The following is a 12,748-nucleotide window of genomic DNA, read 5'->3' as shown; positions in this document are numbered from 1 at the left end:
GAATTTTTTACTGCTAGCAGATTGATTATTTAATAAGTTTAGCGATTCTTTTCCGGCCATACTTGTTTATTAATTTTTTTCAACCTCAGCAACAAAAAGAGTAATTTTAGATATTAGGTCATTAAATAACGCACCTTCTCTACTTTCAACTTATTAGTTGCTAGTCTTAAGTTAGCAACTAAAATTAACCGTATTTCACTTATATTTAATTGTTCCAACAAATCCCCTTATTTGCTGTCCAAATTAAGTCGGTCGAAAAACAATCATCACTTAGGTATTCCAGACCAAAGCAATCGGATTTTTTAACGTTGTTCAAGGGCTGCGACCAATTATTTTCGTAACAGCCGGTTGATGCGCCCAGGCCAGTTTTTTTGCTGGACTTTAGGATTAAAACTCTCAGGAGGATAACGCAAGTTTGTGGACATTCTGCTACCACATTCAAAGGGTTTTAGCAGAGATACACACCTGGACGTACCGCGAGGCGAAGCAACCGGGTTTTTTACTATTGTCGCTGCAACGAAGTAGGGCTGTAAAAAACTTCGGTTTCGACGCACCTGTCCATCACTCTTAAGATATTTATAGGTGACTAAGCTATCGCGCATTTAAATTGCATATTCGAGGCGGGCGGGATACCTAACTCATTGTTTGATTGTTTTTTGACATACAATTTAAAGGCCGCAACAGCTTAAGAGTATAGATCGATCATCCCGCACCCATAGCCTACCCTATAAACTATTGTCTTGGTCTTTTCTATGCCAGCAATTCCTTAAGTTTAGCAATATTTTCATTGCTCAAGTAAATTTTAATTTCTAGTTCTTGGTCAGATTCCCACAGCAGCAGCAGATTATCTTCGCCCAAGGCGATTTCGGGATTGTTTAATTCAAGTGTTTGATATTTAACTTCGGGAATTCCTACGCGAATTACCAGTTCCGCTTCCAACTGAGGATAGATGTACAATTGCTGTTGCAAGTTGTCAAGTTCTAGTTTGTCAACAGTGTTGTTACGTTGGACAGGAGAATCGGGTATGTACCAATAGAGAGTTTCCTCGCGAATTTCGGGATTGACTATCACAAATGTTTCGTCAAAACGCTGGGGGTGCCAGTGAATTTCGCTCAGACCGCCGATTTGCGGAATCAGTCGCTGTACCCAGCTAATTTGTTTGCCGTTCAGGTTTGCCCACCACTGACTAATATTATCGAGATTGTCAGCATTTTCGGGGTCGGTGCTGCCGGACTGCCAGACTGTTTTTAGTTGTTGCATATACAAGTTCTCCAGCGAATTTAAATTTGAGATTGCAGGCGTTCAATTGGAGATTCATTCGTTATACAATAATTTTAATGGACTTACCAATTATTTACCACGAAGATTACGTTGCACCTCTGCCACCGGATCACCGCTTCCCGATGGCCAAGTTTCGGATGCTTTACCAGATGCTGCTCGCGGACGGGGTAGCAGATAAATCGCAATTTCATGCTCCCGAACTTTTGCCTCAAGAATGGATTGAATTAGTTCACGACCCCTGCTACGTGCAAGCTTACTGCAACGGGACGCTCGATAACAAAGCGACTCGGCGAATTGGTCTGCCTTGGAGTCTGGCCCTTGCTAATCGCACTTGCACTGCGGTTGCAGGAACTGTCCTAACTGCCAAGCTCGCTTTAGACTACGGTTTGGCTTGCAATACCGCGGGCGGAACTCATCACGCATTCCCTGCTTTTGGGTCGGGTTTTTGTATTTTTAATGATTTGGCGATCGCCTCTCGCGTCTTGCAAAAAAATGGTTTAGTTCGCAAAGTTTTAATTGTCGATTTAGATGTCCACCAAGGAGACGGAACTGCCGTAATATTCCAAGATGATAGCAGCGTTTTTACTTTCTCGATGCACTGCGAAGTCAATTTTCCCGGCACTAAACAAAAGGGCGATTTAGATGTACCTTTGCCTGTGGGTATGGAGGACGACGAATATTTACAAACATTGGATAAATTTTTACCAGATTTGCTGTCAAGTGTCAAGCCAGATTTAGTTTTGTACGATGCTGGAGTAGACCCTCATCACGGTGACAAACTGGGAAAATTAGCTTTAACTGATACGGGCTTATTTCGCCGGGAAATGCAAGTTTTGATGGCGTGTTTGGCGGGCGGCTATCCCGTTGCCTGCGTGATTGGCGGGGGCTATTCCGATGACGCTAAGGGGTTAGTTTACCGACATTCGCTGCTGCACCGAGCCGCCAGTCAAGCCTACAGGCAGTATCGACTTTGATCCAGAGCGGCGATACTTCCGAAATATGGCACAAAAAACAGTCTCCCTCACCCAAACAAATAAAAATACTATTAGCGATCGCTCCTGCTTGCCAGATCGGTACAACTTGAGCTAGAAAGTTGTTAAACAAACAACCGCACCTATGTCCAATGCCAGCGAGCCCAATCACCCGTATCCACTACTGGTTGTCATTGTTAACTACCGAACCCCTAGTTTGACAATTGACTGCTTGCGCTCTCTAGTTAGCGAAGTGCAATCGCTGCCCGGTATGCGGGTTGCAGTGGCAGACAATGCTTCAGGCGATCGCTCCGTCGAAGAAATTAGTAGTGCGATCGCCTCAGAAGGCTGGAATGAATGGGCATCCTTCGTTCCCCTAGACCGCAACGGCGGATTTGCCTTCGGCAACAACGCCCTGATCCGTCCCGCCCTCCAATCCACCAATCCCCCCCCTTACTTCCTGCTGCTCAACCCAGACACCATTGTTCGCCCCGGCGCCTTAAAAGCCCTCGTCGATTTCATGGACTCCCACCCCGAAGCCGGCATCGCCGGCAGCCGCTTGGAAGACCCCGACGGCACGCCCCAGGAGTCAGCTTTTCGGTTTCACAACCTCTTGACGGAACTCGATTTTGGTTGGCGGACAGGCTTTATATCCAAGTTATTAGCCAACTGGGCCGCAGCGCCTCCCATTTCTCAAAAAACCTGTCAAACTGATTGGGTAGCTGGAGCCAGCATGATCGTCCGTCGCGAAGTATTTGAAAAAATTGGCTTGATGGATGAAGCTTATTTCATGTACTGCGAAGAAATGGACTTTTGTCTGCAAGCGAACAAAGCTGGCTGGAGTTGCTGGTACGTACCCGAAAGTCGCGTTGTCCACTTAGTTGGCCAAAGCTCAGGCGTCACTGACACCAAAAAGCCCGCCAAGCGGCTGCCTACCTATTGGTTTGATTCCCGGCGTAGGTACTTTATCAAAAACTACGGCTTGGTTTACACAGCATTAACTGATGTATCCTGGGCTTCGGGTTTTGCTGCGTGGAGGGTGCGCCGCGTACTTCAAGGCAAACCCGATGGCGATCCACCACAATTGCTGAGGGATTTTGTATTAAATAGTGTATTTTTCAAGGGGGGTAAGATTGAAAAATCCAAAAACTTTTAAAGGGAGTTGGTAAATCGGTCAAAGCCAACTAAACCAGGTTAACCTAGGCAAGCAAAATATTTTATGATGCAGCCGATCAATTAGTATTCTCGATCGATAAAACCGGATTGCTCCTTCCTCAAAAACCTGATAGACCCATTAATATCGTCGGCATCTAGCAATAGAGTAAACAAGAAATAGTGTGAATTAAAGCTTATGGTAACTGAGCAAAACTTAATCACCAGTGAAAATCAAGTAGAAAACCCCGGCCTGGGACTGTGGCAGCAAATTAAAGAAGACTGGATTGCTCATGGTCGAGATTGGACAAAACCGGGATTTCGCGCCGTAGCAGTGCAGCGTTTTGGGGTCTGGAGAATGCAGGTAGAACCGAAATTACTGCGAGCTCCTTTGAGCATTATTTATCGAGCACTCTACCGAAAAGTCCGCAATAGTTACGGGATAGACTTGCCTTACACTGTGAAGCTCGGTCGTCGCGTGGTGATTGAACATCAAAACGCTATTATTATTCACGGATATTGTAAAATCGGCGACGACTGCATTATCCGGCAAGGTGTAACGTTGGGAAACCGCTATTTGGACAAACCGCTAGAATCCCCTCAATTGGGCGATCGGGTTAACGTCGGCGCTGGTGCAAAAATCCTCGGAAAAGTAAACTTGGGAGACGACGTAAATATCGGTGCCAATGCTGTAGTTTTATCAGACATTCCCGCAGGCAAAACAGCAGTAGGTATTCCTGCCAAGATTCTTCAATCTACCAAAAACCAGGAAAATGCTTAGATCAACATTGCAAAAAATTATCCGCCATCTTGCCATGCGTTACGGCAAGTTCCCTGGTATTTACGTCCAATTCTGTAACCCCTGTTCCAAAGAATACACAGAATTTCTCCGCCGCCACGGCAACTTGTACGCGATCGGCGAAAATTGCAGCATCTGGCCAAATACCGTCTTTGGAGATCCCGCCTACATCCGCATCGGCAACAATGTTCACTTCTCATCTTGTACCCTGCTGGGCCACGACGGCTCGATCGCCATGCTTGACCGAGCTTACAACGTTAAACTAGATGCCGTAGGCAAGATAGATATCCGCGACAACGTATTTATCGGCTTCAATGCGATCGTCCTTCGCAACGTCACCATCGGCCCAAATGCGATCGTCGCCGCCGGTGCCGTCGTCACCAAAGATGTCGCCGAGGGCGATATAGTTGCCGGTGTCCCCGCCAGACCCATCGGCCGCGTCGAAGACCTAGTGAAAAAATTGCAAGCCGAAACTCAAAGCCTGCCCTGGGCAGATTTGATTAATAGCCGCGAGGGCAGCTTCGACCCCGAAATTGAACCCGAACTCGTAAAGTTACGAGTGTCGCACTTCTACGGCAACACATCCACTCCAACTGCAGCGCAATTCTAGCAATCTCCCTAGTCAAGTTAGAGATTCTTCTTAAGATAAATTACACAAATAGGCACAACTGTCTACATCATTAAAACACTGCACAAACAATGGTTGAGTCAATCACTAAGTCAATCATTTCTGCTACAGAAGCAGACTGGAGCCGCGAAAAATCTAGCAAGTGGTGGGAACCCAGTCGCCAACTGCTCAAATCTATCCGCAACTATCAAAAGTGGCAGAAGCAGGGTGGAATTGCAGGATATATTCTATGCCGTTGGAACGTTATCCAGCATCGATTTTGGAGCGTGGTAACTGCAACAGACATCCCCTTAAACTGCCAAATACAAGGAGGACTGCTGCTGCCTCATCCTAATGGCATTGTCCTTCATCCCAGTGCTTCCATTGGCCCTAACTGTCTGATTCTTCAACAGGTGACAATTGTTGCTGATGTCAAAATCGGCGGTCACGTCGATATCGGTGCAGGAGCAAAAATTATTCGCTCCGTAACGATCGGCGATCATGCTTTGATTGGTGCTAATGCTGTGGTGATTTGTGACGTGCCACCAGGTGCAACCGCAGTCGGAATTCCCGCAAAAATCATCGAAAAAAAGACCCCGAAAGTCTGATAAAAATTATAGAAGTCGCAGAAAAATTATGAAATTAGCTGGACTTTTATTAAAATATAAAACGAACTACTCAGTAGTCGAATTCAAGAGGTAAACCTTGAAACAAATTGGATTAGTGGCGATCGGACGAAATGAAGGACAGCGCCTCCGCCAGTGCCTAGTCTCAGCCACAGACAAAGTTACCCGCGTCGTCTACGTCGATTCCGGCTCAACAGACAGCAGCCTAGAGTTAGCCCGATCGATCGGAGCCGATACAGTAGAACTAGACTTATCTATACCGTTTACCGCAGCACGCGCCAGAAACGAAGGCTTTGCCCGCTTGCTGGAACTATCCCCAGACATCGAATTTGTCCAATTTGTGGACGGTGATTGCGAAGTAGTTGATGGATGGATCGATCGAGCTTACAACGAACTCGCAGCCAAACCCGACGTAGCAGCAGTATGCGGGCGGAGGCGCGAACGATACCCCGAAGCAAGCATCTACAACCAATTGTGCGACATCGAGTGGGATACCCCCATCGGCGAAACCAAAGCCTGCGGTGGCGACTCCATGATGCGCGCCACAGCATTTCAGCAAGTCGAAGGTTTCAATCCCGCACTAATAGCCGGCGAAGAACCCGAACTGTGCTTGCGGCTGCGCCAAAAAGGTTGGAAAATCCTTCGCTTAGACGCAGAAATGACCCTGCACGACGCCCAAATGACCAGTTTCGCTCAGTGGTGGAAGCGGGCTCAAAGAGCAGGTCATGCCTATGCCGAAGGTTCCTGGATGCACGGCAGCGAACCAGAGCGCCATTGGGTCAAAGAAACCCGCAGCACCTGGTTTTGGGGCTTAGTCTTGCCAGCCCTAGCCTTGGCAATGACATGGCCGACAAAAGGCTGGAGCTTGTTACTATTGAGTGGCTACCCTTTAGCAACCTATCGCACCTATAACTATTATATAAAGCATCGGGAGCTCACAACTAAAGACTCAGCCATCTACGCTTTGTCTTGCGTATTAGCCAAATTTCCCCAGCTACAAGGTCAAATCCAGTTTCACCAGCGCCGATTGCTGGGGCAGCAGAGCAAGCTAATCGAATACAAAACAACCAACTCTATTAATTCAGCTAGCTAGAATGACAGCTAACGTCCCAGAAAGTCCACCCCTGAGTAGCAAACAAATGAGTAATAAAAAATTAAAAGTTTTACTAATTGTAGAACAGTGCAATCCTGACTGGGCCTCAGTACCTTTGGTTGGATACAATTTTTTTCAAAAAATAAACAATTTAGTTGATGCGACACTCGTTACGCATATTAGAAATAAACCAGCCCTTGAAAAACACCCAGAATATGAAAAAACCATCTACCTTGAAGAAGGAAAGTTAGCCAAGCAATATTATAAAATAGTCGAAAAACTTACCGCAACCGGGCGAGTAAATTGGCCAATTTATCATGCCTTGAACTACCCACTATATGAGCAATTCAATCAACAAGTATATCACAAATTCAAAGGAAAAATCCTCAACGGAGATTATGACATAGTTCATGCAATTACCCCCATGATGCCGCGCTATCCGTTTAAGGTAGTCAGTGTATGCCAGCAGACTCCTTTTATTCTAGGGCCGGTGAATGGAGGCATTCCCTTTCCCCCAGGTTTTCAAAAAACGGCAAGACAAGAATTTGCTCAGTTCAACTTTTTGAGAGCAGTTGGTAGAGCATTAATTCCAGGTTATGTAGAAACTTACCAAAAAGCCGACAAAATCTTAGCAGGTTCAAAATATACTTTAAATATGCTAAAAGATTTGTTTGCAATCCCTGACCAAAGAATTGATTTGTTTTACGAAAATGGGATTTCCGAGGAATTTTTAAATCAAAAAAATATCCTTAATAAAGATGTTGGCAAGATCAATCTGCTTTTTGTGGGTCGGTTAGTTCCTTACAAATGCGCCGATATTGTCATTGAGTCTATTGGCAAATTAGACCCGGAGATTCAAAGTAAAATCCGCTTAAGCATAGTAGGAGACGGCTCAGAAAGAAACAACTTGGAAAACCGAGTGAAGGAGCTTAATTTAGGCGAAATAGTCAGCTTTGCTGGATGGGTTAATCAACAAGAAACTCTGGATTATTACAGAAAAGCAGATATTTTTTGTTTCCCTTCGATCCGTGAGTTTGGCGGCGCAGTGGTAATGGAAGCTATGGCTTGCGGGCTCCCCTGCATAGTGGCTAATAACGGCGGTATTGGTGAATACGTGAATGAAGAAACTGGTTTTAAGATCGAGCCGATTTCTAGAGAGTATCTCACCCAGGAGTTGACAAGTAAAATTAAGCTGTTAGTCGAAGATGATCGTCTGCGGGAAAGTATGTCAGCTAAGGCGATCGAAAAAGCCAGAGAATTTGCGTGGGAAAACAAAGCCATAAAAATAGTCGAGATTTACGAAAAAATGCTCGGTGAGAAAAGCGTTAGTGCATCGAGATAGTAGAGCGATCTTGTTGAGCTAAAAATGAGAAAGCAGGTAAGAAATGAAGGCAAAAACTGGATACTTTATTCCACAATTTCCCGGAAAAAAACACATCTTTTTGTGGCGGCCGCGACAATTTCTTGCAGAAGTTGGAATAGAAACAGATTTAGTATCAACTCACCCGCCCCCCAGAGCGCTCTCTTCTCACGTATGGGCAGAAGAAGCTCAAAAAAATACTGTTTATCTATTTCCCTTTGCTGCGAAGAAAGATTTTATTAACTCATTCCTAGAGGTTCTCAAAGCTGGCCCCGCTGCATGGTGGCAGTGCCTCGCAGTTATTGCCAAAGCGAGTGACACATCCTTATCTGAAAAGGTGCGACTCTTAGCATGGATTTTTGTGGCTGGCCAACTAGCAAGGTTAACAAAAACAAAAAGTTGGTCTCACATCCACGTTCAGTCCTGTGCCAATGCCGCCAGTATAGCGTCATTTAACTCAATTCTTACAGGCTGTACTTACAGTATGACTCTTCTCGGGCATACTCTAGAAGTGTACGGGTCAAATCATAAACAAAAGTGGAAAAATGCTGCTTTTGCGATCGTCATATTTCAACTGCTTCTCAATGATGTCAAACATAAATTAGCGAATTTTATTCCCAAACAATTAGCTGTTGCTCCAATGGGAGTTAATATTGCAGAAATTAAACGCAGCCACCCTTACACGCCTTGGCAAGAAGGAAGTCCGTGCAAGATTTTTGCTTGCGGCCGCCTCAACCGGGTGAAAGGTCATCAATACTTGATTAAGACTGTAGAATGGCTCCGAAATCGGGGATTTGAGGTGCGGTTGGAAATTGCAGGCGAAAATGAACAAGGGGGCAGCGGATATCACAAAGAACTCGAAAAAATCATTGAATCTAAATCGATGTCCGAATGCGTGGAGCTACTTGGGGCTGTTTCGGAACAGTCAATTCGTCAAGGTCTAGAAGCAGCTCACGTTTTCGCTTTGGCGAGTTTGAATGAAGGAGTTCCGGTTGCTGTGATGGAAGCAATGGCGATGGAGTTGCCGTCGGTTGTTACTAATGTAGGCGGAACTTCTGAGCTAGTAGATGACGGCGCGGGTGCTGTATTAGTCCAATCAGAAAAACCCGAAGAAAGGGCAGATCTGATTGCCAATATACTGCAAAATCCCGAACTTGCTTTGAGCCTCAGCCAGGAATCCCGGAAAAAATCATGGCCAAATTTAGCCACGGCCGCTGTGCAGAAACTTTAACTCAGTGCTTGGAAAAACTTGGAATAACTAACCCGTCTTAGTTATTCCAAAGAACAAATTTAATCTCAGATTACATAAATCCAGTTGAGTCCCAAACAAGTTATGCGAATTCTAATTGTTGCTCAGAATGCCTCAACAAAATTCGGCGGCGAAGCATTGCTCCCGCTGAACTACTTCAGGATACTTCGATCGCGCCAAATAGAGACATGGTTAGTGGTGCACGCGCGCACCCAGGCAGAACTCACAGCGCTACTTCCAGAAGAGCGCGATCGAATGCACTTCGTGTCCGACACTTGGCTGCACCGGCTGCTTAACAAGATCAGTGGATTTTTGCCTCCAAGCATAGGCGCACCTACTATAGGCTTGCTCAGCCACCTCTACACCCAACAGATGCAGCGGCGCATTGTGCGGCGGCTGGTGAGCGAACACCAGATTGATGTTGTACACGAGCCAACACCAGTATCGCCAAAATTCCCTTCGCTAATGTTCGGATTGGGAGCACCCATAGCGATGGGGCCGCTCAATGCGGCTGTTAAATATCCTGCGACATTTCAACGATCACGCAAAAGTATTGCAATCGAGAGTTTAATAGCATTCGGTCACAAGTTTGTCGATGTCTTCAACTGCCTGTTACCGGGCAAAATCCAAGCCGAGACACTGTTAGTGGCAAACGAGCGCACGAAGCAGGCACTTCCATCAGGGGTGCGCGGTAAAATTATTGAACTTGTGGAAAACGGCGTGGATTTCTCGGTGTGGCGATCGGACTCTACCGCATCAAAGCAACCCAATCAAGAGGTTCATTTTGTGTTCTTGGGGCGCCTGGCCGACTGGAAGGGTGTAGACATACTGCTGGATGCCTTCGTAGTTGTCGCAGCTCAAATCAGTGCAGTCTTGCAAATCATCGGCGATGGGGAGATGCGGGGCGAACTAGAAGCTCAAACAGCTCGTTTGGGACTCGGCGGCAGAGCTGTATTCAGTGGCTGGCTGTCTCAGGAGGAGTGCGCTATCAAACTGCAACAAGCTGATGCACTGGTGCTGCCGAGTTTGCGGGAGCCTGGGGGGGCAGTGCTGCTGGAAGCAATGGCCGTGGGGCTGCCCGTCATAGCAATGAACTGGGGCGGTCCAGCGGATTATATTGATTCCACTTGCGGTATTTTAGTAGAACCGACTTCTAAAGAAGGATTTGTCAAGGGACTGACAGATGCGATGCTCAAGCTCGCTCATTCACCAGAATTGCGACAGAGTATGGGTTGTGCGGGACGGGAACGAGTCCGGCAGCATTTTGATTGGGAACGCAAAGTCGATCGAATACTTGAAATTTATCAACAAACGATCGACGATTGCCCGAAGCATTAGGTAGCCGACTATTAAAGCATAAAGCAGCAGCTTTCAGGTTGAAAGCTGCTGCTTGGGGGTGCTAAAAAAGTATGTGGTGGCCCAAAGACCCCCCTCTACATCCTAGCCATCTAAAAACGGGTTAACCCGTTTGTTTGGTTAACCCGCGAGCTTGGAAACCTGCAGATCAATTAGTTTTGCACTACCAGCTTAACGTTGGCATTTTGCAAACCGCGCTGCTTGACTGCGGCCAAGGTCTTGTTAACTGCGTACTTCTGGTTGATAGAGTTGATTAACTCAGTTTGATTGTGCTTTTTGGCGACGCCCCAGAGGTCGGCAATCAGGTCAAAAGAACCATCGCTATTGCGAGACCAACCTAGGTCATATTCGCCTTCGAGAATCGCTACGATGTCGGAGCGAACGCGCTGACCGTTATAGCCACGAACATCAGCTTCTGACTTGACTGAAATGCCCAAGTCGCGCAGTGAAGCTTTCAGGATTTCGGCATCGGTGATTTTGGTACGCAGAGTGCTAAAGTGAGACATTGGATTTCCTCCTAATAAAACTGAGAGAGAAACAACAACGGTCTGGATTTAACGGTGCCGCTGGGCGGCTCTTGAATCGAACTGCTAGCTGTTGCTAGCCTTTGCTCCTGTTTGGACCAGGAGAAAGCTTTTAGAATTCCATTCGCTGGTATTCAGCGACGGAAGACGCAGCGGGCCGTGCACGCTGTCTAGCCCAATCTCGAAGGGCGGTGACCTGTTCGGTCATTGTTTTAGACAGTGGCATTGTAGATTTAATGGCCGCGATGATGTCTAGCTGCGTAAACTCTCGATCTTGAGCGAAGGCTTCGTACATTGCGGCTACTAGCGCTTGCTCAATCTCTGCACCTGAAAAGCCCTCGGAAACATTGGAAAGTTGCTCTAAATCGAAGCGAGTAATTTCCCGACGGCGCTTTGACAGGTGAATCTTAAATATATCTTGGCGTTCTTCTTTTGTAGGCAGATCCACAAAGAAGAGTTCGTCAAATCGGCCTTTCCTCAAGAATTCTCCCGGCAACCGCTCGATTCGGTTGGCTGTTGCCATTACGAAGACTGGGGAAGTCTTTTCTTGCATCCAAGTGAGGAATGAACCGAAAATCCGGCTGGAGGTGCCTCCGTCTGAGTCGGCCGAACCAGTGCCTCCTGCAAAGGCTTTGTCTAGTTCGTCGATGAAGAGGAGGGCTGGAGAGATGGATTCTGCGGTTTTGAGGGCATTGCGGAGGTTGGCTTCCGATCGACCCACCATCGAGCCGTCGTAGACTCTACCCATATCTAGCCTCAGCAGGGGCAGTCCCCAGAGGCGGGAGGTGGTCTTAGCAATCAGCGATTTTCCGCATCCCGGTACGCCGAGAATTAACATCCCTTTTGGTTGGGGCAGGCCGTATTCTCTCGCCCTTTCTGTAAAGGCGTTGGAACGCTGTCTCAGCCACCGCTTCAGCTCTTCTAAACCGCCGACTGCATCCAGGGTTTCGTCTTCTTCAATGAACTCTAGAATGCCGTTGCGCCGAATTAATTGCTTTTTCTCCGAAAGAACTATGTCTACTTCTTCTTCTGTGAGGCGCCCAGTCGAAACTTGGGCTTTACGATAAACCTTTTCAGCTTCGTCCTTGGTCAATCCCAAGGCTGCTTTTAAAAGTTTTTCTCGCGCTTCTGTGGTAATGCGTCGCGATTTCGTTTGCTCCAACTGACCAGACAATACTTGGTTTAGTTCCTTCATGTCTGGCAACGCGAAGTCTAATACCACTACTTCCTTTTCTAGCTCGATCGGAATTTGCTGCAAAGGAGACATCAGTATAATTGTCTTTTGCGTTCCTTTGAAGTTGGCGATCGCATCGCGCAACCACCTCGTTACCGGAGGAGAATCTATAAAAGGATGCAAATCTTTGAAAATGTAGATGCTAGCGTTACTGTTGGGTTCTCGCTGCCTGATCACCCATTCAATTGCTGCCTCTGGCGAGACGGTGTTGTGTTGGGTGGTGGTGCGGGGTTGACCATACTCCACAATGCCGTGAGTTACAGTCCAGATAAATACTCGTCGCTGTGGTTTTGCTTGAGCTATTGTCGAAATTGCTTGCTCACACCGCTCTTCCTCGGATGTCACGAGGTAGATCAGAGGATATTGAGCTTGGATTAGAATACTGATCTCTTCTTGCATAGTCCTCGACCCACTAGAGACGGTGCTATCTTTGCTGAATCTCAATGCTGCCCTTCGTCCTCTTACTGAAAATTTCAGTTTTAGCTTTTTGGGGAAG

12 protein-coding genes are annotated in these 12,748 nt (G+C 46.8%); 9 read left to right on the top strand and 3 right to left on the bottom strand.

Annotated features, from left to right (window positions below):
* Positions 1-750: 750 nt before the first annotated feature.
* The gene (locus QUA43_RS11370) at positions 751-1,260 is read right to left on the bottom strand and encodes a hypothetical protein (protein ID WP_333373915.1); all 510 of its coding nucleotides are present in this window, start codon (positions 1,258-1,260) and stop codon (positions 751-753) included.
* A gap of 77 nt (positions 1,261-1,337) precedes the next feature.
* Here QUA43_RS11370 and QUA43_RS11365 point away from each other — a divergent pair, with 77 nt between their 5' ends.
* From QUA43_RS11365 to QUA43_RS11325, 9 genes are all read left to right on the top strand, one after another.
* Positions 1,338-2,255 (top strand): histone deacetylase, encoded by a 918-nt coding sequence (locus QUA43_RS11365; protein WP_333373913.1) that lies wholly within the window; start codon positions 1,338-1,340, stop codon positions 2,253-2,255.
* A 142-nt stretch (positions 2,256-2,397) separates the two neighbouring features.
* The gene (locus QUA43_RS11360) at positions 2,398-3,408 is read left to right on the top strand and encodes a glycosyltransferase family 2 protein (protein ID WP_333373912.1); all 1,011 of its coding nucleotides are present in this window, start codon (positions 2,398-2,400) and stop codon (positions 3,406-3,408) included.
* Between the two features lie 195 nt (positions 3,409-3,603).
* Positions 3,604-4,185 (top strand): serine acetyltransferase, encoded by a 582-nt coding sequence (locus QUA43_RS11355; protein ID WP_333295345.1) that lies wholly within the window; start codon positions 3,604-3,606, stop codon positions 4,183-4,185.
* On the top strand, positions 4,178-4,813 hold the full coding sequence (locus QUA43_RS11350) for an acyltransferase (protein WP_333373910.1): 636 nt from the start codon (positions 4,178-4,180) through the stop codon (positions 4,811-4,813). Before QUA43_RS11355 ends, QUA43_RS11350 begins: the two co-directional genes overlap by 8 nt.
* Before the next feature lie 89 nt (positions 4,814-4,902).
* Positions 4,903-5,418 (top strand): serine acetyltransferase, encoded by a 516-nt coding sequence (locus QUA43_RS11345; RefSeq protein ID WP_333373908.1) that lies wholly within the window; start codon positions 4,903-4,905, stop codon positions 5,416-5,418.
* A gap of 97 nt (positions 5,419-5,515) precedes the next feature.
* Entirely contained in the window at positions 5,516-6,529 is a 1,014-nt protein-coding gene (locus QUA43_RS11340) for a glycosyltransferase (RefSeq protein ID WP_333373906.1), read from the top strand.
* A 46-nt stretch (positions 6,530-6,575) separates the two neighbouring features.
* Positions 6,576-7,871 (top strand): glycosyltransferase family 4 protein, encoded by a 1,296-nt coding sequence (locus QUA43_RS11335; protein WP_333373904.1) that lies wholly within the window; start codon positions 6,576-6,578, stop codon positions 7,869-7,871.
* Positions 7,872-7,914: 43 nt separating this feature from the next.
* On the top strand, positions 7,915-9,120 hold the full coding sequence (gene epsE, locus QUA43_RS11330) for an exopolysaccharide biosynthesis GT4 family glycosyltransferase EpsE (protein ID WP_333373902.1): 1,206 nt from the start codon (positions 7,915-7,917) through the stop codon (positions 9,118-9,120).
* Positions 9,121-9,222: 102 nt separating this feature from the next.
* Positions 9,223-10,476, top strand: coding sequence for a glycosyltransferase family 4 protein (locus QUA43_RS11325; protein WP_333373900.1), 1,254 nt, complete (start codon positions 9,223-9,225; stop codon positions 10,474-10,476).
* Between the two features lie 170 nt (positions 10,477-10,646).
* Here QUA43_RS11325 and QUA43_RS11320 read toward each other — a convergent pair whose 3' ends face one another.
* Complete coding sequence (locus QUA43_RS11320; RefSeq protein ID WP_006635781.1) at positions 10,647-11,000, bottom strand: DUF1257 domain-containing protein; 354 nt, start codon at positions 10,998-11,000, stop codon at positions 10,647-10,649.
* A 130-nt stretch (positions 11,001-11,130) separates the two neighbouring features.
* Positions 11,131-12,651: a stress-responsive protein Ycf46 gene (gene ycf46, locus QUA43_RS11315; protein WP_006635782.1), complete on the bottom strand. Its 1,521-nt coding sequence runs from the start codon at positions 12,649-12,651 to the stop codon at positions 11,131-11,133.
* Positions 12,652-12,748: the final 97 nt, after the last annotated feature.

The sequence above is a fragment of the Microcoleus sp. N9_B4 genome, from assembly GCF_036701635.1.
Taxonomy (GTDB): Bacteria; Cyanobacteriota; Cyanobacteriia; order Cyanobacteriales; family Microcoleaceae; genus Microcoleus.
The sequence above is the reverse complement of the archived record's forward strand: the minus strand, read 5'-3'. Positions and strand labels throughout refer to the sequence as shown.

Coding starts and splice junctions, on each gene's coding strand:
- QUA43_RS11370 (WP_333373915.1), bottom strand. CDS start 1,260: ATGCAACAACTAAAAACAGTCTGGCAGTCCGGCAGCACCGACCCCGAA.
- epsE (WP_333373902.1), top strand. CDS start 7,915: ATGAAGGCAAAAACTGGATACTTTATTCCACAATTTCCCGGAAAAAAA.
- QUA43_RS11325 (WP_333373900.1), top strand. CDS start 9,223: ATGCGAATTCTAATTGTTGCTCAGAATGCCTCAACAAAATTCGGCGGC.
- QUA43_RS11320 (WP_006635781.1), bottom strand. CDS start 11,000: ATGTCTCACTTTAGCACTCTGCGTACCAAAATCACCGATGCCGAAATC.
- QUA43_RS11365 (WP_333373913.1), top strand. CDS start 1,338: ATGGACTTACCAATTATTTACCACGAAGATTACGTTGCACCTCTGCCA.
- QUA43_RS11360 (WP_333373912.1), top strand. CDS start 2,398: ATGTCCAATGCCAGCGAGCCCAATCACCCGTATCCACTACTGGTTGTC.
- QUA43_RS11355 (WP_333295345.1), top strand. CDS start 3,604: ATGGTAACTGAGCAAAACTTAATCACCAGTGAAAATCAAGTAGAAAAC.
- ycf46 (WP_006635782.1), bottom strand. CDS start 12,651: ATGCAAGAAGAGATCAGTATTCTAATCCAAGCTCAATATCCTCTGATC.
- QUA43_RS11350 (WP_333373910.1), top strand. CDS start 4,178: ATGCTTAGATCAACATTGCAAAAAATTATCCGCCATCTTGCCATGCGT.
- QUA43_RS11335 (WP_333373904.1), top strand. CDS start 6,576: ATGAGTAATAAAAAATTAAAAGTTTTACTAATTGTAGAACAGTGCAAT.
- QUA43_RS11345 (WP_333373908.1), top strand. CDS start 4,903: ATGGTTGAGTCAATCACTAAGTCAATCATTTCTGCTACAGAAGCAGAC.